This window comes from Helicobacter suis HS1 (assembly GCF_026000295.1).
GTDB classification, from domain to species: Bacteria; Campylobacterota; Campylobacteria; order Campylobacterales; family Helicobacteraceae; genus Helicobacter; species Helicobacter suis.
In genome coordinates this window covers 551039-570933 of record NZ_AP026769.1, presented here as the reverse complement: position 1 = coordinate 570933, position 19895 = coordinate 551039, and the positions used below count along the sequence as shown (strand labels likewise).

20 protein-coding genes, 1 rRNA gene, 1 pseudogene and 2 other annotated features are annotated in these 19895 nt (G+C 42.8%); of the genes and pseudogenes, 14 read left to right on the top strand and 8 right to left on the bottom strand.

From position 1 onward, the window contains the following. Nucleotides 1-40 precede the first annotated feature (40 nt). Entirely contained in the window at nucleotides 41-430 is a 390-nt protein-coding gene (locus OO773_RS03180) for a YbgC/FadM family acyl-CoA thioesterase (protein ID WP_034376750.1), read from the top strand. Further along, on the top strand, nucleotides 414-671 hold the full coding sequence (locus OO773_RS03175; protein WP_034376752.1) for an HP0495 family protein: 258 nt from the start codon (nucleotides 414-416) through the stop codon (nucleotides 669-671). Before OO773_RS03180 ends, OO773_RS03175 begins: the two co-directional genes overlap by 17 nt. On the opposite strand, the gene OO773_RS03170 is transcribed toward OO773_RS03175, so the two are convergent. After that, on the bottom strand, nucleotides 637-2346 hold the full coding sequence (locus OO773_RS03170; RefSeq protein WP_006565293.1) for a disulfide bond formation protein B: 1710 nt from the start codon (nucleotides 2344-2346) through the stop codon (nucleotides 637-639). The two genes, OO773_RS03175 and OO773_RS03170, sit on opposite strands and share 35 nt — an antisense overlap. A gap of 313 nt (nucleotides 2347-2659) precedes the next feature. On the opposite strand from OO773_RS03170, the gene OO773_RS03165 reads away from it, so the two are divergent. From OO773_RS03165 to OO773_RS03125, 9 genes and pseudogenes are all read left to right on the top strand, one after another. Beyond that, a complete protein-coding gene (locus OO773_RS03165) occupies nucleotides 2660-3211 on the top strand; it encodes a DUF507 family protein (protein ID WP_006564047.1) in 552 nt (183 codons plus the stop codon). Beyond that, nucleotides 3208-4323: a glutamine-hydrolyzing carbamoyl-phosphate synthase small subunit gene (gene carA / locus OO773_RS03160; protein ID WP_073117526.1), complete on the top strand. Its 1116-nt coding sequence runs from the start codon at nucleotides 3208-3210 to the stop codon at nucleotides 4321-4323. The genes OO773_RS03165 and carA overlap by 4 nt, the downstream gene beginning before the upstream one ends. Beyond that, entirely contained in the window at nucleotides 4307-4507 is a 201-nt protein-coding gene (locus OO773_RS03155; RefSeq protein ID WP_034375776.1) for a hypothetical protein, read from the top strand. The genes carA and OO773_RS03155 overlap by 17 nt, the downstream gene beginning before the upstream one ends. 454 nt (nucleotides 4508-4961) lie before the next feature. After that, nucleotides 4962-7851 (top strand): 23S ribosomal RNA (locus OO773_RS03150). 302 nt (nucleotides 7852-8153) lie between these two features. Then, nucleotides 8154-8555 (top strand): hypothetical protein, encoded by a 402-nt coding sequence (locus tag OO773_RS03145; RefSeq protein WP_264828679.1) that lies wholly within the window; start codon nucleotides 8154-8156, stop codon nucleotides 8553-8555. Beyond that, nucleotides 8276-8697: a sequence feature (most likely nonfunctional fraction of RNA operon), on the top strand. Its footprint overlaps the gene before it by 280 nt. Before the next feature lie 36 nt (nucleotides 8698-8733). Continuing rightward, nucleotides 8734-9019 (top strand) — a sequence feature (23S ribosomal RNA rRNA prediction is too short). Next, nucleotides 9005-9865 (top strand): glycosyltransferase family 4 protein, encoded by an 861-nt coding sequence (locus tag OO773_RS03140; RefSeq protein ID WP_264828678.1) that lies wholly within the window; start codon nucleotides 9005-9007, stop codon nucleotides 9863-9865. Its footprint overlaps the feature before it by 15 nt. A 234-nt stretch (nucleotides 9866-10099) precedes the next feature. Then, complete coding sequence (locus OO773_RS03135; RefSeq protein WP_176486178.1) at nucleotides 10100-10246, top strand: hypothetical protein; 147 nt, start codon at nucleotides 10100-10102, stop codon at nucleotides 10244-10246. Nucleotides 10247-10446: 200 nt separating this feature from the next. Next, entirely contained in the window at nucleotides 10447-10635 is a 189-nt protein-coding gene (locus tag OO773_RS03130) for a hypothetical protein (protein ID WP_034376447.1), read from the top strand. A gap of 130 nt (nucleotides 10636-10765) precedes the next feature. Beyond that, nucleotides 10766-12042: pseudogene (locus OO773_RS03125) on the top strand (adenine-specific methyltransferase EcoRI family protein). A 427-nt stretch (nucleotides 12043-12469) separates the two neighbouring features. Here the strand turns inward: OO773_RS03125 and OO773_RS03115 are convergent. From OO773_RS03115 to OO773_RS03085, 7 genes are all read right to left on the bottom strand, one after another. Then, nucleotides 12470-12865: a glycosyltransferase family 9 protein gene (locus OO773_RS03115; RefSeq protein ID WP_040499115.1), complete on the bottom strand. Its 396-nt coding sequence runs from the start codon at nucleotides 12863-12865 to the stop codon at nucleotides 12470-12472. Then, entirely contained in the window at nucleotides 12853-13212 is a 360-nt protein-coding gene (locus OO773_RS03110; RefSeq protein WP_073115485.1) for a hypothetical protein, read from the bottom strand. The genes OO773_RS03115 and OO773_RS03110 overlap by 13 nt, the downstream gene beginning before the upstream one ends. Before the next feature lie 452 nt (nucleotides 13213-13664). Then, nucleotides 13665-14525: a formate dehydrogenase subunit gamma gene (locus OO773_RS03105; protein ID WP_040499238.1), complete on the bottom strand. Its 861-nt coding sequence runs from the start codon at nucleotides 14523-14525 to the stop codon at nucleotides 13665-13667. 10 nt (nucleotides 14526-14535) lie between these two features. Next, nucleotides 14536-15177, bottom strand: a complete 642-nt coding sequence (gene fdh3B, locus OO773_RS03100) for a formate dehydrogenase FDH3 subunit beta (protein WP_034375373.1) — start codon at nucleotides 15175-15177, stop codon at nucleotides 14536-14538. Between the two features lie 10 nt (nucleotides 15178-15187). Next, nucleotides 15188-17962 (bottom strand): formate dehydrogenase subunit alpha, encoded by a 2775-nt coding sequence (locus tag OO773_RS03095; RefSeq protein WP_231102790.1) that lies wholly within the window; start codon nucleotides 17960-17962, stop codon nucleotides 15188-15190. A gap of 53 nt (nucleotides 17963-18015) precedes the next feature. After that, nucleotides 18016-18228, bottom strand: a complete 213-nt coding sequence (locus OO773_RS03090) for a hypothetical protein (protein ID WP_034375378.1) — start codon at nucleotides 18226-18228, stop codon at nucleotides 18016-18018. A 9-nt stretch (nucleotides 18229-18237) separates the two neighbouring features. Further along, nucleotides 18238-18882 carry a TorD/DmsD family molecular chaperone gene (locus tag OO773_RS03085; RefSeq protein ID WP_006564646.1) on the bottom strand — a complete coding sequence of 215 codons (645 nt, stop codon included), beginning with the start codon at nucleotides 18880-18882 and terminating at the stop codon, nucleotides 18238-18240. Nucleotides 18883-18964: 82 nt separating this feature from the next. Here OO773_RS03085 and ndk point away from each other — a divergent pair, with 82 nt between their 5' ends. From ndk to rpmF, 3 genes are read left to right on the top strand one after another with little or no spacing between them, the layout of a single operon-like run. Then, entirely contained in the window at nucleotides 18965-19363 is a 399-nt protein-coding gene (ndk, locus tag OO773_RS03080) for a nucleoside-diphosphate kinase (RefSeq protein WP_006564647.1), read from the top strand. Between the two features lie 18 nt (nucleotides 19364-19381). Next, a complete protein-coding gene (locus tag OO773_RS03075) occupies nucleotides 19382-19726 on the top strand; it encodes a DUF177 domain-containing protein (protein WP_257615051.1) in 345 nt (114 codons plus the stop codon). Between the two features lie 14 nt (nucleotides 19727-19740). Further along, nucleotides 19741-19890, top strand: a complete 150-nt coding sequence (gene rpmF / locus OO773_RS03070) for a 50S ribosomal protein L32 (RefSeq protein ID WP_006564649.1) — start codon at nucleotides 19741-19743, stop codon at nucleotides 19888-19890. Nucleotides 19891-19895: the final 5 nt, after the last annotated feature.

Below are 19895 nucleotides of genomic sequence, written 5' to 3'. Positions count from 1 at the left end.
ACAAAAACATGGCCTGATCCAACCTTAAATAGGGGAGCGCATGCAATTAAGAGTTTATTACGAGGATACAGATAGCACGGGTTTTGTCTACCATGCTAATTATCTTAAGTACTGCGAGAGAGCCAGAAGTGAGGTTTTTTTTCAAGCTAACACCACCCCACAAAAGGATCGGTATGGGTTTGTGATTAAAAGCTTGCAAGCAGACTTTATAGCCCCAGCACTTTTAGGGGATTTTTTAGAAGTGATCACAAAACCCATCGTGCTTAAAAAAGTAAGCTTAAGTTTACAACAAGAAGTTTTAAGGCTAGAAAACAAACCCGTGTTGCTTTTTAGCATGCAAATTAAACTAGGCTTTGTTGATTTATCCACTAAAAGGCCGGCTAGTATTCCTGATTCTTTTTTAGAGATATTGCATGGATTCTACGCATAAAGCAACTATTACCTACCCTTGTTTGTGGGAATATAGCCTTATCACAGACAAGCCAAAGGCTCTTTTAGAGGAATTACCCCATCTCTTAGAAAATCTTAAATACCAAGTTTATACCAAAAACACCAGCGCTCAGGGCAAGTACACCAGCATGAAACTCTCCTTAGTGGTGAGTAGCGATGCAGAGCGCTACGCACTTTTTGAAAAGCTTAGCAACCATGCGTTTGTAAAGTGGGTGCTTTAAGGGTGGGTTTTTCTGCAGGAGGCAGATCAAAAGAGAGATTAGAAATATCTAAAGTATAAAAAATATCATGGTGTTTGGAGTAGCCGGTGATGATGAGCTGGTTATCCATGAAGGCTAGGGCGCTAGCGTTTTTAATTAAACTGGGTAATCCATAAGCATCTATAATCGTGGCATCATAAGGGTTAATCACCAATAGGGCGTTATAGGCCTTGCTTAGTGCAAAGAGTCGTCCTTGGTAAAAAGAAAGCCCTGTGATGTAAAATTCCCCTAGAGTACGCTTGTTTTTAAGAGGTGTGCGTTTAGAGGTTTGCACAACACTTTCAGAACTCAAACCCAAATCTTGATCAAGCATGCTAACTAAGATTAGCTTTTTATAGTATTTATTAGGAACTGTGAGCATGTAAGTGTGGATACCATCACTTCTAGCGCTTAAAATATAATGAGTAGAGGCGCGGCTAGTGCGCAAACGGCTACGGCCAATCTCATCAAAATGATGCGCCCCTACTAGAAAATTTTGAAAGTTATTGTGGGCCTTTGGATTGTAATGCACATCTACACTACTTTTATTAGCGCCCATTAAGCGAATCGTGCTACCTACCATATTTGCTCCTACAAGACTTCCCACCGTTACAGAATAATGCCTGTCTAAAATTAGATGTACCAAGACTTTTTGTAGTGTTGTATCTACGATATATAACCCTTCATTTTGGGTAGTGATTAAAAAGGCATTTTTAAACAAGGCATTATTACCTGCAAACACATTTGGAGAAAAATGATAGGGCGGGGGTTTAAGCGCGGGAGCGCACCCTTCTGAAATAGGTTTTTCCATGCCAAAACTGCCTAGTAAATCTATTGCTGTACTGGGAGGTTGTTTGGGTTGTTGTTTTTTTTCAGAAGTGGCTAGAAAGTTAAGATCGCTAATCGGAGAATTTAAAGATAATTTGCTAATTCTTTGCTCTAAAAGGCTTAATTCTTTGGTAATCACAATAGGGGCATGGTGGTAGTTGTGATCAAAAGGGTATTCTTGGTTAGCTAAAATGGGTTTATCCACTATGCGTTTGCTAAAAATTCTAGGAAAACCCATGTAATTCCAACTTTGTGTACTCCAAATATTTTCAGCAAATTTCCAAGAAAAGCGAATAGGATTGCCATGCCCTAGATAGGGGAAAGGTCCGGTAGAAATAAAAGCTTGGAGCATATTAGAGGCAACCAGCGCACTAAAAATAGCAAAAGCCCAGCGATTAGAGCGGGTGAGTTGGCGGGGGTGATCTTGGGTATTAAAATTAGGCGCAAAGAATAATAAAGAACCCAAAACAAGCGCAGCCAACCAAAACACTAATTCAGCCCAAAATTGGGTGTGTAGTCTAAAAATAGTGAGCGCAAACCCTTGCCCTACATCTTCAAGCGCGTGGTTGCCTAGATGATAAAAACTTTGGTATAGCCCCCCTACAATGATAAGTAGCATAAGAGCGATGTATTTAGGTTTGAGCCCATAGCGCAAGATGAACAGGCCAGAGAGGGCAATATAAACCATGCTTTGGCGCTCAGCCCAGCATAAAATACAAGGAGAATCATGGTAGATAAAGCCCAAGATCAAATTTGCAATACCCACAGGAAAGGCCACAATAGCGATAATGGCCAGAGAAAAGAGAAAATAAAAGGTACGCACCTGCATTTAACTCCTTTGACATACTCCCCGCGCGTCAAGCTAGAGGATTGAGAGGATCATCAGGGCTTGGTAGCGGCGATCTAGCGGCCTCTACTCTTTAGAGTTGAGCCCTTACTCTGGTGATTATAACAAAACCTTATAGCTACGCCTTAATCGCTTTAGCTAAGCTAGCGGGCTTTAGCACGCAGTGGGTAAAAAAAAATCTGCAGATTTTAACATGCCAAAGTTAATCGCCAATTCTGCAACTTTTTGGAAATAATTTTTCTGCTAGATTATGTTAAAATAGCGCCCAATTTAAAGATTATAGATGGAGCAAAAGATGAGATTAAAACCAAACCACATCCGCTACATCGTCAATAAAATCGCCCAGGATCTAGTCCAATCCACCCTTTTAGAACTCAAAGGCACTTTAGAATCCCTCACCCAAATTACACTTTCCGTTGTACAAGAAAATGTGGATCAAGAAGTTGCCATTGATCATAGAGCGCGGGATTTATTAGAGGAAAACCTAGATGAAATAGAATTCATGCGCATGGACGAGCGGCAACTTTTCTGGATGATTAAAAAACAATTAGCGCTTAAAGAGGATTTTGTATTGGGCTGGGAAGATCGTTGCAATCTGCTTTCACATAAAATTTTAGAAAAAATTTTAGAAGAAGATTTGCTCATGTTTTCTGTTTCAGAAAACTTAATCCGTAATGTGATTTTTAAATCCATAGACACCTACGCTAAACTCTATGAGAGCGTAGAATTAGAGGTGAGTGAGAAAATTAAAAATTACAAACGAAAACTTCCTGTGGGTAGCGATGAATACGAACTAGTCTTTGATCGCATGTATGAGGAAGAATTACGCAAAAAGGGTTTTCTATAGCCACTCTTTTATTTGAAAACGGGTTATTTTTAGAAGCACAAAGTTTTGGGGCTTGTGGGCTTGTGGTGGGCGAGGTGGTGTTTAACACGGCCATGAGCGGGTATGAGGAAATCATTAGCGATCCAAGTTATTGTGGGCAGTTTGTGGTGTTTAGTGCCCCTGAGGTGGGGGTTGTGGGGATTAATGAAATGGACATGGAATCTTCTCATAGTTTTTGTGCGGGCATTCTGGTACGAAATTATCCTAGTTGTTATTCTAATTTTAGAGCTAGGCAAAGTTTGGGGGCGTTTTTACAAAAACAGGGGATTTTGGGGCTGTGTGGACTTAATACCCGCGCATTGGTAGGAATGCTTAGAGATGAGGGAGCGATGCGGGCTATTATCTCTACAGATAATCTAAATAAATCAGAACTACAAAAACTTTTACAGGCTTCAAATCCTACTCAACATCTTATCCCCCCCTTTTTTTCCACAAAACCCCACACGCAAGGGTATTTTGATTTTACAACCCTAGAGTATCAAGAGAAAGATAATCCGCGCTGTGTGGCTGTGCTAGATTTTGGGGTGAAACGCAATATTTTAAATTGTCTTGTACAGGTAGGTTTAAAACCTTTATGTTTTGCCCCAGAGAGCAAGGCAAGCATGCTAATAGAGGCTTATAAAAGAGGGGAAATTGTCGGGATTTTAATTTCTAATGGTCCGGGCGATCCGCTTTTTTTAAAAAATGCTATCCATGAAATTAGCGATCTAATTGAGACTAAAATCCCTATTTTAGGTATTTGTCTAGGACACCAGCTACTTAGTATCGCCCATGGCTATAACACCTATAAACTCAAATTTGGCCACCATGGGAGCAATCACCCCGTGCTTAATCTGAGTACAAAGCACATTGAAATTAGCGCCCAAAACCATAATTATTGTGTGCCCGATCAGCTCTTAAAAATAGCCACCCTCACCCACCAAAATTTATTTGACGGTACGATAGAGGGGGTGCGTTATAATGACGCCCCTATTCTTTCTATCCAGCACCACCCTGAGGCTAGCCCTGGTCCTCATGATGGGCTTTATATTTTCCACCACTTCACAAGGATGCTCCATGAAAGCAGAAAATAACACCCAAAACATTGATGAACTCTTTGAGGAATTTGAAGAAATCAAAGATGATTTAAGCCATGTAGAGGAACAGCTTGCACAGATTGCAAGTGAACTCAAAGAGATAGGCCATGATTTAGACACACTGGATAATCTGTTAAACCAAGATAATCCCCAACAAGGTAATTCTCAAGGTAATTCTTAAACTTAATAACCCTATTATAGTAGCCAACACTAAAAATCTTAAAGATCAAAATAGTAAGCCACAATAGCGAGCCACTCACCCTAGCTACCACAAATGCTTTAACCCTAATAATATCCAAAAAGCTTTATACCCAACAAACCTTCCTAAACATTTCAGCATGCCTTAAGTTTATCAACGATAAAATCAGCTTTTGCTTCTAAGAAAGCTAGCATTTTAAAGGGTTTTAGGGTTAAGTTTTAACGAGAATAAGCCTTATAGATTGTGTTAAGTTGCAAAGATTGAGGTTTTGATCGCTTTTCTCTTTTTCCTTTAAAGATTGGTTTTTAGTTTTCTTAGTGTTATTTGGTTTTTTATTGTTAATAGCCTATGTAAAGGGTAAACTACAAAGCCAAAAGAATTACACTCAATAAGGCGGTGAGCTGATGCAACACTTTAGCGGATATGTTAAAGTGGCAAGCAAAATAGAAAGAGTGGATGGTGGATGCCTTGGCAAAGAGAGGCGATGAAGGACGCACTAGACTGCGATAAGCTACGAGGAGCTGTCAAGGAGCTTTGATTCGTAGATCTCCGAATGGGGCAACCCAGCTTATGGCAACATAAGCTACTCTATTTAATAGAGGGCGAACCTAGCGAAGTGAAACATCTTAGTAGCTAGAGGAAAAGAAATCAAGTGAGATTCCCTAAGTAGTGGCGAGCGAAAGGGGAAAAGGGCAAACCGCGTGCTTGCATGCGGGGTTGAGGACTACAAGATTCTAAGAAAAAATTTAGCAGAAGTGCTTGGAAAAGCATGCCATAGAAAGTGATAGCCTTGTATGCGAAAAGTTTTTTCAAAGATAGTAGAATCCAGAGTAGGTCAGGACACGAGAAATCCGGGCTGAAGCTGGGGAGACCACTCTCCAACCCTAAATACTCCTCTTTGACCGATAGCGCACAAGTACCGTGAGGGAAAGGTGAAAAGAACCGTGGGTAACGGAGTGAAATAGAACCTGAAACCATCTACTTACAATCATTCAGAGCCCTATGATTTATCAGGGTGATGGACTGCCTTTTGCATAATGATCCTGCGAGTTGTGGTGTCTGGCAAGGTTAAGTGAAAACGAGCCGTAGCGAAAGCGAGTCTGAATAGGGCGTTTTAGTCAGATGCTGCAGACCCGAAGCCAAGTGATCTATCCATGGCCAAGTTGAAGTAAGTGTAATAGCTTATGGAGGACTGAACCCGTGCCCATTGAAACGGGCTGGGATGAGCTGTGGATAGGGGTGAAAGGCCAAACAAACTTGGTGATAGCTGGTTCTCTTCGAAATATATTTAGGTATAGCCTCAAGTGGTAGCAAGAGGGGGTAGAGCTCTGATTGGACTAGGGCTGCTCGCCGCAGTACCAAACCCTGTCAAACTGCAAATACCTCTTGTTCTAGCTTGGGAGTCAGGCGGTGGGTGATAAAATCAATCGTCAAGAGGGAAACAACCCAGACTACCAACTAAGGTCCCCAAGTTCTATTCTGAGTGGAAAAAGATGTGTGGTTACTCAAACAACCAGGAGGTTGGCTTAGAAGCAGCCATCCTTTAAAGAAAGCGTAACAGCTCACTGGTCTAGTGATCATGCGCTGAAAATATAACGGGGCTAAGATAGACACCGAAGTTGTAGATTGCACTTTTGTGCAGTGGTAGAAGAGCGTTCTGTGCAGCGTTGAAGGCATACCGGTAAGGAGTGTTGGAGCGCACAGAAGTGAGCATGCAGGAATGAGTAGCGATAAGATGCGTAAGAATCGCATCCGCCGTAAATCTAAGGTTTCCTACGCGATGTTCGTCATCGTAGGGTTAGTCGGGTCCTAAGCCAAGTCTGAAAAGGGTAGGCGATGGCAAATAGGTTAATATTCCTATACCAATTAGGGTGTGCGATGGGAGGACGCATGAAGTTAGGTGAGCCAGCGGATGGAAGTGCTGGTCTAAGGGTCATAGATTAGGAGAGAGGCAAATCCGCTCCTGTATTCAAAACCTAAATAGGCTCCTGGAGATCTTCGGATCAAAGGGAGAATCACTGATACTTTGTGCCAAGAAAAGTCTCTAAGTTTAGCTCTAATTGTCCGTACCGCAAACCGACACAGGTAGATGAGATGAGTATTCTAAGGCGCGTGGATGAACTCTCTTTAAGGAACTCTGCAAACTGACACCGTAAGTTCGCGATAAGGTGTGCCTACGCAAGTAGGTCTCAGCAAAGAGTCCCTCCCGACTGTTTACCAAAAACACAGCACTTTGCTAACTCGTAAGAGGAAGTATAAGGTGTGACGCCTGCCCGGTGCTCGAAGGTTAATTGATGGGGTTAGCAGTGATGCAAAGCTCTTGATCGAAGCCCGAGTAAACGGCGGCCGTAACTATAACGGTCCTAAGGTAGCGAAATTCCTTGTCGGTTAAATACCGACCTGCATGAATGGCGTAACGAGATGGGAGCTGTCTCAAAGAGAGGTCCAGTGAAATTGTAGTGGAGGTGAAAATTCCTCCTACCCGCAGCAAGACGGAAAGACCCCGTGGACCTTTACTATAGCTTAGCACTGCTAATGGGAATGCCATGCGCAGGATAGGTGGGAGGCTTTGAAGCAGATACTTTGGTGTCTGTGGAGCCATCCTTGAGATACCACCCTTGGCGTTTTTGTTAGCTAACTGGCTAGAGTTATCCTCTAGCAGGACAATGTTTGGTGGGTAGTTTGACTGGGGCGGTCGCCTCCTAAAGAGTAACGGAGGCTTACAAAGGTTAGCTCATGGCGGTTGGAAATCGCCAGTTGCGTGTAATGGCATAAGCTAGCTTAACTGCAAGAGAGACAACTCAAGCAGAGACGAAAGTCGGTCATAGTGATCCGGTGGTTTCGTGTGGAAGAGCCATCGCTCAAAGGATAAAAGGTACCCCGGGGATAACAGGCTGATCTCCCCCAAGAGCTCACATCGACGGGGAGGTTTGGCACCTCGATGTCGGCTCATCGCATCCTGGGGCTGGAGCAGGTCCCAAGGGTATGGCTGTTCGCCATTTAAAGCGGTACGCGAGCTGGGTTCAGAACGTCGTGAGACAGTTCGGTCCCTATCTGCTGTGGGCGTAGGAAAGCTGAGGAGAGCTGTCTTTAGTACGAGAGGACCGAGATGGACATGCCACTGGTGCACCAGTTGTTCTGCCAAGAGCACCGCTGGGTAGCTACGCATGGTTGTGATAAGAGCTGAAAGCATCTAAGCTCGAAGCCAACTCCAAGATAAGCTTTCCCTGAAGCTCGCATGAAGACTACATGTTTGATAGGGTGGGTGTGTAAGTGCAGCAATGCACTCAGCTAACCACTACTAATAGAGCGTTTGGCTTGTTTGCATGCTAGGTTACACCGCCTTATTGAGTGTAAGACTTTGTAGAGACTTTACATGGCTATTTAAGTGTGGCTTTTTAAGCTTTAAACTTTTTAGCTTTTCTGTAGCTTTCAAGCACAATTTAAGCATAATCTAGGTTTTACTGAATGTGAAAACTTAGAAGGTCTTAAGGGCTAAAGGTGCTAAGAGAGTTTAAGAGTTCTTTTAAGAGACTTGCCTAAATAAGTTGCTTAAGTTAAAGAAGGCTTAAAAGTTTTAAGCAATTTAAGCTTTTCTGTGTGGCAAGGTTGCAGAGAAAGTTAAAGCTTGCTATTTTATAAAAAGCTTAAGAGAGTTTACAAAAGCTTAAAAGAAAGCTGTGCTAAGGGGAAGTTTACTAAAAAAACTGTGCTAAGAAAACTTCACTACAGAAAAAGCTACGCTTTTTCTCCCGTGTCCCTAGTAGAGAGGAAATACCCAGTCCCATCCCGAACCTGGAAGTCAAGCTCTCTAACGCCGATGATACTGCCCTTTGCAAGGGTGGGAAAGAGGAAAAGAAATCAAGTGAGATTCCTAAGTAGTGGCGAGCGAAAGGGGAAAAGGGCAAACCGCGTGCTTGCATGCGGGGTTGAGGACTACAAGATTCTAAGAAAAAATTTAGCAGAAGTGCTTGGAAAAGATGCCATAGAAAGTGATAGCCTTGTATGCGAAAAGTTTTTTCAAAGATAGTAGAATCCAGAGTAGGTCAGGACACGAGAAATCCGGGCTGAAGCTGGGGAGACCACTCTCCAACCCTAAATACTCCTCTTTGACCGATAGCGCACAAGTACGTGAGGGAAAGGTGAAAAGAACCGATGAAGAAGATTGTTATTAATGTCTCTGTTATTCGTGGAAAATTAACGGGTTTGGGGGTGTATGCCCTCACTTTTGCCCTGCCTTTTGCATAACACTCCTGCGAGACGGATGTCCTGGCAAGGTTAAGTGAAAACGAGCCGTAGCGAAAGCGAGTCTGAATAGGGCGTTTTAGTCAGATGCTGCAGACCCGAAGCCAAGTGATCTATCCATGGCCAAGTTGAAGTAAGTGTAATAGCTTATGGAGGACTGAACCCGTGCCCATAGAAACGGGCTGGGATGAGCTGTGGATAGGGTGAAAGGCCAAAACATTGAGAAAGAAAAACATGATCGATGCAGAAAAATTTGATTTATATATCGAACCCTCCTATTTGGGGGTTACGCTCAATGCTCAAAAAACCTTGGGTTGCATCCACGATTTGCCCTTATGCGATGAACAAGCGTGGTATGTCGACAAAAAATTTAAGGATACTTGGGAACGCCTAGTCTTGCCTAAGATGGCGGCTTATACAGAGGTGATTTGCTTTAGCCAATATGTTAAAAAAGAGATTTTAAAGACATTTGGCTTTTCTCAAGAGGCGGTGCATCCTATATATCACGGACTAAGAGAATATAGAGACACCCACTCAGAAGCCATACCCTCCAATTTGGGGGAATTTATTTTAGTGGTGGGAGCCAATGCGAAACGGCGCAATGTGCGCGGACTCATCGATGCCTTCAAACTCTTGCCTCAAGAGTTACAAAACCGCTTTAAAATTGTGCTCACGGGCGCGCCCAATAATTTGGATACAGAGGATGAGCAGTATTTTAAACAAGACTTCATTGTCAATCTAGGCTATGTGTCCGATGCCTTGCTGCAAACCCTTTATGCCCATGCCCACCTGCTCTGGTGGGGGAGTTTAGCAGAGGGGTTTGGCTTACCCATGGTGGAAGCCATGCACGCCTCTTGTGTGGTGCTGGCAAGCGATGTGTTTTGCATGCCCGAGATTTTAGGCGATGCGGGTTTTTATTGCAACCCCTATAACACTACAGACATTGCTAAATCCCTAGAGAGTGCCCTAACTGATGAAGCTTTGCGTCAAGAATGCATCCAAAAAGGCTTAGAAAGGGTTAAACTCTTCGATTTTAAAGAGAGCATGCGTCGGCATATAGAGATTGTGGAGCAGATGTTAGAGGTAGAACTTTAGAAACAAAAAGGAGAAAATGGTGTGACCATGGTTGCTAGGTGGTTTTTTGGAATATTTTGGTTACAAGGGTTGGAAGCGCACACAGGGCACTGTTAAAGGACCTGAAATTGGTAGCGTGCTTTGTTGTGATTTGTTAGGGAATGTTGCCGAACTTCAGACATTTATGTAGGCAACAATCGAATTGTCGAATTACTCAGCACGGGCGAAGTGGTTTAATCAAGTCCAAAAGGTTTTGTGGATGGATTGCCCTTTGCTACAGAGATTTATGTTTTTACCAAACACCAAAAAATAGGAGAAGCAAATGCAAAAGATGAGGAATATGTGCCATCATTGGGTCTAAAAGAAGTTGAAAGTTCAAGAATATGTGGGCAAGAAATTTAAGTATGCCAAGGTTCCAAACTCTGAAGAGTGTAATTGCCACAAGTTTGTGTGCCATTGCCTATTGGGCGAAAAAGATGATGCTAGTTATCTCTTAAAAGATGTCAAAGAAGCCATCTATAAACGCTACAAACTCTCAGATGAGAAGGCGGTTTTTATGAATGGGATATTAAACTTTAGTCTAGCGCAAGAAAGGAGAACTAATGGCTTACTACAAAAACCAAGAGGACATGTTTAGACAAAGGGCAGAAAACAATAAAAAACAAGGCGACTACCACTACGCCCAAAGCAAGGAAGTAGAGGCTAGAGGGGACAAAGAAGCCGCACAAAGCCACATGGCACAAGCACAATACCAGTATAAATCTCAAAAGCAAAACGAGGCTAAGGCTTAAAGAGCATAAGGGCAAGGAGTGGTAGTTAGATAGAGTTACGCCCCTAATGTGGGGGCTTGGGGTTTCTTAAGTTTAAAAAATGACTCCCCCTGTGTTAAAATACCCCTTTGCAAACTTTTAGGAAAACCCCATGCCCAAACAATACCTCTACATTGTCCAATCCAGTCTAGAGCCTAGCAAGTGTAAAATTGGCATCACCCATGACCTAAAAAGGCGGCTTAAAGAATACAACAGCGTTACGGGGCAATCACAAGAGAACACTTATAGCTATCTTTTCACTTGTGAAGTGGCTAATATGCGCCAAATCGAGCAGGACCTTAAAAACGCCTTTGCCCATTTAAGAGAAGTGCAAACGCGAGAAATCTATTTTTATAACCCCGCACTCTTTGAAAATTATTTAAGTTTTATTAAAGCACATCCTGATTTTGTCGCCCAAGTGAGCATCAAATTGCCTAGACAACAACGCGCCCTAAAGCCCCTCACCACGCCCAGTCTGCAAGAACGGAGACTTGCAAGAGCTGACATTTTAAACAAGGCCATGCGTGTCAAAAACGATGAGTTTTATACTAGATACGAGGATGTAGAAAAAGAATTGTCTAAATACCCTCTAAAAATATGGCAGGATAAAGTCGTGTTTTGTAACTGCGATGATGCGATCGGGGAGAATAGAGATTACACCGACTCTAGCGCGTTTGCGCTGTATTTTTTAAAGCATTTCTTTAGACTCAAACTTAAAAAACTCATTTGTACGCATTATGGCAGCCAACAGGATTTATTCAATGCGGGGGCGCGGGGCTATATCTTCACCAAAGAGGGGGCGCACGAGATGAAGCGCACCCCACCGGGCTACACGGGGGGCTTTGAAGAAAAGGAGTCTTTAAGGATTTTAGAGCAGGAAGCCGACATTGTGTGCACCAATCCGCCCTTTTCGCGCGCCATAGAATATTGGCAGATTCTCATTAAGAGTAAAAAGAAATTTATCATTTTATCCAATGTTACACTCCCCATCAGCACCGCTTGCATTCCCTATTTTGCACAAAATAAGGTAAGGCCGGGTTTTAATAGCGTGTATTGGTATTTAAACCCTAAACGCCAGTTAGTGCGCGCAGCAGGGCATTTTTTACTAATTTTTCCATTAAAAATAGATCCAATATTGCTAGACTAAAGTTTGTCCCCCTTGAGGAGATTCCTGATGTGTATAAAAGATTTGATGATAGCGGGACTTTACTCGTGGATAATAGCTATATCCCTAACGACTACGATTTACCCTTTGCAGTGTCAACCAATCCTATTTTAAATGGTGTGTTAGAGTGTGGGTTTAAAATTGCAAAACTAACGCAGTATATGCCCTATATTGGAGGCAAGTCAAAGTTTAAACGCATGCTAATCCAAAAAGTAAGCTCATGAAATTTTTCCTAAAAGACTTTTTTAATTCTAGCGCGGTTAGCCTTGTGAGCGTAAATAACAAAACAACACCTAGCAAATCCTAAAAATTAAACGAGGCTAAGGCGCAGAGTGAAGGGCGGTGGTAGGAGAGAGTGTTATTTTTGTGTAAAAAGTGGGTTATAAAAGGATTTAAAACTCCTTGATTTATAAAAATCTTGTTTTTGTTGGATACAGATCATCTATAAAAAACTTATATATTTTATTACATCCGTTATAACTAGCTCTTTTTACTCTATCTTTTAAAAAACTTATTTGTGGTGTAGTTTATAATGGATAGAAGTACTAGCTTTAAGAGCCACCACCCTACCTAACCAACCTCCCATCCACAGCTTTCATTTTTTCAGCTACTTTCTCAGAAAATCCAGGGCAGTAGATTCTTAGATCTAGTCTATGTTGCTAATAAGGCTTCCATTTTAGGATGGTAGATCACATGGTAATTAGCTTGTATATATTCTGGATAGGGGACAAACTGGACGAGAGCATTGGCGTTAGGGATTATAAAAATTGGACCTAAGCCTAAAGCTACAGCATAGTGAGGTATTGCTGTTTCTACAGAAACAATAAAAGAGGCTTTAGAGAGGACATGTAAAAGTTCTATAAAGGCGGTTTTTCCTACAAGATTAATAGCCTTAGGGAAACCTAACATGATCTCTTGTGCCTCATCTATCTCTTCCTTTGAACCACAAAGTACAATTTGAAAATCTGGTGAGATTTTTAAGGCAAGTTCTACCCAAGATTTAAAAGACCATTTTCTTTGAGGCTCAAAAGCCCCTAGAAAAAACACCCCATAAGGTTCACAAGAGAGAGAGAGAGAGAGAGAGGAATTTTGGGGTAAGTGGGGAGATCAAGGTGGTATTTAATATCTGTAAGGGGCTTTTTAAGAAGCTGGCTAAAGAACTCTCTATTACGATCGAATTCAAAGAGCCTTTCTAGTCTAGCCTCTAGAAAAGTCGTATAAACCCTATCGAGCCTGTGTATAGAAGTATTTTGATACCAATCCGTTGAAATTCTTGATCCAAGTGATCCGATCTTGGTGGAGGCATTAATCCAGCACACAATTTGATCGTCTCTTTCTTGAGTGCGGCCATATATAGGTGAGATCACAATTTCATAACTCTGTTGTGCCAACATATACAACACCTTAAGAGTATAAAGAGGGTGGCGTAGCAAAGAGTACTTTAGAAAATTTGCAGAGATCAATTTATCCACATATGCGCGATCGCAAGCTTCTACTAATTCTGGGAAATTTGCATGGCATAAAAAAGTGATTTCTTAGTCTGGATAGCCCTCCCTCAAAGGCTTTAAAAAATTTCTCATAAGACAATAATCACCCAGTCTATCAACCCGTATAAGAAGTAGGGTTTTAGGACGGATTTCTTGTGGTTTATAGCGACGATAAAACAAAAGTAGAGCATGCAGGCTACAAAAAAGTTTTTCCTCGATGCCGGGCTTCAAATAACCATGCCACAAGGTATCCACAACCCTTCGCCAGCATTCATGCAAAACACGAAAAATATACATTGACAATCCCTTTATAAAAAGGGCCTATTCTACTACATTCCCCCTAAAATGTAAATTTGTACCTACACCCCCTTATGATACAAGCTGTGCAAAATTCTGACCTCTTCTTCTTCTTTGTTGCCATCAAGCATGGAGTTTAGCGAACCTTTAATAGCAAACAAGGACATGTATAAATGCACGATGAAAAAGCCCACCATAGCCAAGCCAAGAAAATTATGAACAAGCGCACTGAGCCGTAAAAGCGAAATTTGATAAAGCCCAAAAAAGTCAGCAACTTTTCCTAAATCATCTGTATTAAAGTACAAAACCGCCCCGCTAACTATCATCACAAACCCGCCTAAAGTCGCGATCCAAAACCATATTTTTTGCCCCGCGTTGAATTTATAAGCAGGCACGGGCTTTTTCTCTTTAGACAAATAACCCCCTACAATGAGCATCCATTTAATATCTGCCAGCCTAAAGAGCATGTCCTTAAACCACATAAAAAGCATGGGCAACACAGCCACCATAAAGATCATACAGCCCACACTGTGCACGATGCGACAGAACCGTACAAATGCTCCGCCCCCAAAATACACCCCAAAGATCATGATCAAACCTGTAGGTACGAGTAAAGTAAAAGAAACTCCAGCAATCCAGTGGATAATGCGGTTAAAGCGCGTGAAGAAGGGAATTTTTTTACCCCCGTGCGCAAAAATCTTAGGCCCGATGATTAAATAATGCAACAAAAACCCGAAAGCAACCCCCACCACTACCGCTAAAAATAGCCCTAAAAAATAATGCGCCTGCCAGAGAGTCCAGAGTTGCCCTAGCTTACTTGTCTGCATCTGCCCATAAGGTAAAATCCCTAAAACACGCTCCTGATCTAGGGGCAGATCTTGTGCTTGCAAAGAGGTGATAAAAAGGAGTATAAACTTTCTCATAAATCCCTCCTTAGGGCTGTTCTGCGCCCTCTAATTGGTGCTGTGCTTTGGTTTTAAAATCCTGTGCATTGGCATATTTTGCCATGATGCGTTTTCTGTAGATGTTTGCAATGCTAAGCGCATCCCCTACTAATAACGCATTGGTCGCACAAGTTGCCGCACACATGGGTACTTGGCCGCCAGCAATGCGATTGACTCCATAAAGTTCCATTTCTTTTTTAGAATGCGTAGGCGCTGGACCTCCGGCACACATTGTGCATTTATCCATCACCCCACGCACACCAAAAGCCCCGTCTCTGGGAAATTGAGGCGCGCCAAAAGGGCAAGCATATAAACAATACCCACAGCCAATACAGGTTTCTTTATTGTGTAGTACAATGCCATCCTCACGGATATAAAAACAATCCACCGGGCACACCTGCGCACAGGGCGCGTCTGTGCAGTGTTGGCAGGCAATGGAGATGGATTTTTCCTTGCCCTCTACCCCCTCATAAAGCGTAACAACCTTGCGCCTATTAAGCCCTACTGCTAATTCGTTGGAGTGCGAACAGGCCACCGAACAAGCAAAGCAACTAATACAGCGGTTATCATCGCAATAAAATTTCATACGGTTAGCATTGGGGATTTGCTTGGCAGGTGCTAAATTAGTCATGTACTCTCCTTTAAGCCTTCTCAATGCGGCAGAGGCCGGCATTAAATTCAGGAATTTGGGTTACTGGATCAAAGCCATAGTTAGTGATCGTGTTAGAACTCTCACCTGTGGTGTAGGGTTTAGTGTTCTCTGGGTAGCGATGACTCAAATCCACTCCTTGTAAGATTCCTGCAAAACTATAGGGCATGCAAATGCGATCGGGAGTAACCGCGTGGCTAAAAATAGCCTTAACCTTAATTTTTGTGCCCTCCGGTGAATGCACCCACATCATCTCCCCATCTTTAATCCCGTGGCTAAGCGCTAGATCGGGGTGGATATGGCAAAACATTTCCGGAGTGATATGAGAAAGATACTTGCTTGTTCTCTCTAACATTCCTGCTCCGCTTAAATTCACAAGACGCATAGAGGCTATTACAATTGGAAATTCCTTAGCCCAATCCTGCCGGCTTTGCTCGCTTGCATAGCGCACATCTACCCTAAAGTTATTGATTTGATCCTTGATAGCGGGGTATTTTTTCACCAGATCAGGGCGTGGGGAGTGCAAAGGCTCTCTGTGCAAAGGAATTTGATCAATAAAACTCCACACAATTGCCCGCGCTCTAGCATTGCCATAGACACACACGCCCTTTTCATCGCATTTTTTCTGGATAAGTCCGCTAGTATCCACTTTCCAGTTATCCCCCATAATTTCTCTTTCATGCGGGGTGAGCTTAATGCCAAGTACCTTTTCAATATTGGCTTTGGTGATCTCTGGATAGCCTCCCTGTATAGCCGATCCCTTAACCGTTACACTTTTATCCGCAAGCAAACTTTGCCCATTGCGCTCCTCGCCAAAGCGCGCCCTAAAGCCCATGCCCCCCTCTTTGGTGGGTACACTGGTGTCATACAAAATAGGCGTACCGGGGTGTTGTGGCGTCCATGCTGGCCATGGCAAGCCATAATATTGCCCTTTCATAGGGCCATAGCCCTCTAAAGTTTCATAATCAAACATGTGCCAGTTTTCTTGTTGGGCTTTTAAGCGCTCTGGTGTCCAGCCCCCTAATCCAATCACCTTAACCGTGCGCGCAAGCTCTCTTGTGGCATCTTCAGGCCAGCTAAAGCTTTTACGCACTTGTACAAGCTTGCCGTCTTTATCAAAATCGCATAAAAGGGCTTTGGTGTACTCATCATAGAAACCAAATTTTTTAGCCATTTCAAACATTAATTCGTGATCTTGCTTGGTTTCATAGATAGGCTTAACCACTTGGCTACGCCACTGCGCGCCTCTGTTGGTGGCTACCACGATGCCCTCACATTCAAACTGGGTAGCCACTGGCAAAACATAAACCCCATCAGGGCGCTCGGTTAAAATGGCCGCTTCGTTTAAGAAAGGTTCAGCAATGACCATTAAATCAAGCTTTTCAATAGCCTTAGCCATTTTTGTATTGTGCGCTAGAGAGGAAACCCCGTTGCCTTGCACCCACAAGCCCTTAATTGGGGCGTTAGAGTGGGTTTTACTCTCTTGTAGCACGCCCTCATACCACAAAGACAAACTATAACCCTTTTTATGCATCCACTCAGGCGCATGGAAGCGTTTTTGTAAATACGAAAAATCCACACCCCAGCATTTGGCATAATATTTCCAGCTTTCCTCACTCAAACCATAATAGCCGGGTAGATTATCTGCTACACAACACATATCCGTAGAGCCCTGTACATTGTCATGCCCGCGCACAATATTACAGCCACCGCCTTTTTTGCCCATATTACCCAAAACAAGCTGCAAGATAGACAAAATACGGGTATTAGAACTGCCAACAGTGTGCTGGGTGATACCTAGAGCCCAAGCTAGAGTAGCTGGCTTAGCCTGCGCAAATACGCGGGTAGTCTGGATAAGCAAATCTCTAGGTACACCCGTAATATCCTCCACCACTTCTGGTGTGTATTTCAAGGCCTCTTGTTTAATCGCATCAATCCCATAAGTTTGGTTTTTGATGACTTCTTTATCCTCCCAGCCATGCTTAAAGATCAAATGCAACATGCCATAAACAAAGGCAATATCAGTGCCTGAGCGGATACGCACATAAATATCTGCCTTAGCCGCACTTTTTGTAAAAACCGGATCAATTACGATAAGTTTAGCGTTATTGCGATCCTTTGCCTGTAAAAAGTGCTTAAAGCCAATGGGGTTACTCACCGCCGTATTAAGGCCAATCATCAAAATAGCTTTAGAATGCCCGACAATGTCTCCAAAGTGATTTGTCATCGCACCATACCCCCATGTATTCGCCACACCGGCGACTGTGGTGCTGTGTCAAATCCTAGCTACATGGTCAATATTGTTCGTGCCATAAAAGGCTGCAAATTTGCGCCAGTAGTAGGCTTGCTGCGAATTCATTTTCGCACTGCCTAAAAACATCATGCTATCTGGCCCGTATTTAGCGCGCATAGCAATCATCTTAGCGCTTACCTCATCAATGGCTTGTTCATAGCTGATGCGTTTCCACTGCCCCCCCTCTCTTTTAAGCGGGTATTTAAGGCGCATTTTAGATTTAACTAAGTCTATTTGATCCACGCCCTTACAGCAGTGGCTTCCTGCGCTAATGGGGTGATCTTGGGCCACATCTTGGCGAATCCACACCCCGTCTTTGACCTCTGCAATGATCCCACAACCAGCCGAACAAATGCTACAAATGGTTTTAACCCGTTTGACTCCCTCATTAGGATCAATAACTGGCTCTTGTTTAGTTGTCTTTGTGTTAGCAAAAGCTAGGCTCGCCCCAGCACCAGCCCCAATAGCGCCCATTTTCAAAAACGAACGACGGCTCAAATTTCCCATATTTATCCTTTCTTGAGAAATCACCACACAGCTTTATAGAAAATATCCCAAGCGGGGGTTTTATGGTAGAGAATTTCTCTTTTAACACTCTTACCCACCACGACCCCATTGCTATCTGGCTCGGTATTAAAAAGTACGCGCTGTGGCATCGTGGCCTTTAAACTTTCTCCTGCTAAAACGCCTGCTCCTAAGGCCCCTAGAGTTTTTAAGGCTTGGCGTCTTTTCTCTTGCATGGCCAACTCCTAATGTGAAATAAGGTTAAAAAACAACCTCTCATGTTTGATGAATGCGCTTAGTATTATAGCGCAATTTTGATAACAAATACTTTTTTTATGGCTGGCAATAGCCTCTATGAAGGCATCGCCAAAGAGATGGAAAAAATCCTTAAAAAGCTGCGCGTGTAACTCCCATAAATCTTGCCCTTCTAGGATTTGTTGCAAAAAGGCATTCATCATCAAAGTTAAAAAGCCTAGATCGTCTTCACTGACCGCATAAGGGAGGGTGTGGCTTTCTAAGTGCAAACCGGATTGCTTTAAAATGGCGATAGCCTCAAGGCGCTTTTTACCATTATCCTGACCCTCTAAATAATAAGACGCACTCATAGGCACAAAAGAAGAATCGGGGGCAAATAACACAGCATTTTGTTCGGCTAAAAAAGCTTCAAAACCTCTTTCTAAAAAAGCATGCCAGTCTTGCCACGCCTGTTGTGTTTGCGTATCAAAGGGGAAGTTTTTTAAATAATCTACAAGAGCTTTTAATTCCTCAAAGCTTTCTTCTGTTTCTATAAAAATCACCATATAATGCCACAAGCGGTAATAAAGCGCACGGGCACGGGTAAGATTAGGGTCTATGCTATTCATGGCAAGCATTGTACTATAGTTTTGCATATCTTGGTTAAAGGTTTTAAGCTAAAAAATTCACTTAGTTTGCTAGAATACGCAATTTTAGAATTCTTAAGCAAGGACGCGTGTGGACACTCTTTCAATTATTAAGCCCGATGGCGTGAAGAAGCGTATCATTGGGAAAATCATTACCCGTTTTGAAGAGGCGGGCTTGGAGGTGGTAAAAATCAAACGCCTACGCCTGAGTAAAGAACAGGCTGAAGATTTTTATGCAATCCACCAAGAGAGGCCTTTTTTTAATGATTTAATCGCTTTTATGACCAGTGGCGAGGTGGTGGTCATGGTGTTAGAAGGGCCTAATGCTGTAGAGAAAAACCGCGAATTAATGGGTGCAACTGATCCAAGGGCTGCTAAGCCCGGCACAATTAGGGCTGATTTTGCCGAAAATATTGATGCTAATGTGGTGCATGGAAGCGATAGTGTTGAAAATGCCCAAAGAGAGATTGCTTTTTTCTTTGGCAAGTAAGATTTAATGCGTCTGAAAATGCAAAAAATAGGTTATTCTTCTAGCCCTATTGCCTACGAACATGAGGGAATACGCTTAGAAGGTGGGGTTAAAAGAATTAGTTCCAATCTTTTTTTGCTAGAGGGGCATTTGCAAGGGAGAATACAAGTGGAGTGTGCCAGAAGTGCTAAACCTTTCTTTAAGGAGATTTTACAAGATTTGAAAGTCTTTATCTGTGATGGGATCTTTGATCCTAAAGAGGGGAATGAAGCGGGCATAGATGCCCTAGATGTCATTGAGAGTTTTGATGGCATGATTGATATAGCCGATGTGTTGTACTCAGAAGTGCAGTCCATCCAAGCTGATTACCATTACTTAGATTAAAACAAAGGATAAACATGGCCGTTCCTGATAGACGCGTGAGCAGAACTAGAGCAAAAAAAAGACGCACCCATTACACCGCAAAGTTAGCAATGCCTGTTAAAGGTGAGGATGGGAGCTGGAAACTACCCCATTTTCTCAACCAGTTTACGGGCAATTATAAATAAGTCGC

Coding starts and splice junctions, on each gene's coding strand:
- OO773_RS03180 (WP_034376750.1), top strand. CDS start 41: ATGCAATTAAGAGTTTATTACGAGGATACAGATAGCACGGGTTTTGTC.
- OO773_RS03175 (WP_034376752.1), top strand. CDS start 414: ATGGATTCTACGCATAAAGCAACTATTACCTACCCTTGTTTGTGGGAA.
- OO773_RS03170 (WP_006565293.1), bottom strand. CDS start 2,346: ATGCAGGTGCGTACCTTTTATTTTCTCTTTTCTCTGGCCATTATCGCT.
- OO773_RS03165 (WP_006564047.1), top strand. CDS start 2,660: ATGAGATTAAAACCAAACCACATCCGCTACATCGTCAATAAAATCGCC.
- OO773_RS03155 (WP_034375776.1), top strand. CDS start 4,307: ATGAAAGCAGAAAATAACACCCAAAACATTGATGAACTCTTTGAGGAA.
- OO773_RS03140 (WP_264828678.1), top strand. CDS start 9,005: ATGATCGATGCAGAAAAATTTGATTTATATATCGAACCCTCCTATTTG.
- OO773_RS03130 (WP_034376447.1), top strand. CDS start 10,447: ATGGCTTACTACAAAAACCAAGAGGACATGTTTAGACAAAGGGCAGAA.
- OO773_RS03110 (WP_073115485.1), bottom strand. CDS start 13,212: ATGTTGGCACAACAGAGTTATGAAATTGTGATCTCACCTATATATGGC.
- OO773_RS03105 (WP_040499238.1), bottom strand. CDS start 14,525: ATGAGAAAGTTTATACTCCTTTTTATCACCTCTTTGCAAGCACAAGAT.
- fdh3B (WP_034375373.1), bottom strand. CDS start 15,177: ATGACTAATTTAGCACCTGCCAAGCAAATCCCCAATGCTAACCGTATG.
- OO773_RS03090 (WP_034375378.1), bottom strand. CDS start 18,228: ATGCAAGAGAAAAGACGCCAAGCCTTAAAAACTCTAGGGGCCTTAGGA.
- OO773_RS03085 (WP_006564646.1), bottom strand. CDS start 18,882: ATGCAAAACTATAGTACAATGCTTGCCATGAATAGCATAGACCCTAAT.
- OO773_RS03075 (WP_257615051.1), top strand. CDS start 19,382: ATGCAAAAAATAGGTTATTCTTCTAGCCCTATTGCCTACGAACATGAG.
- rpmF (WP_006564649.1), top strand. CDS start 19,741: ATGGCCGTTCCTGATAGACGCGTGAGCAGAACTAGAGCAAAAAAAAGA.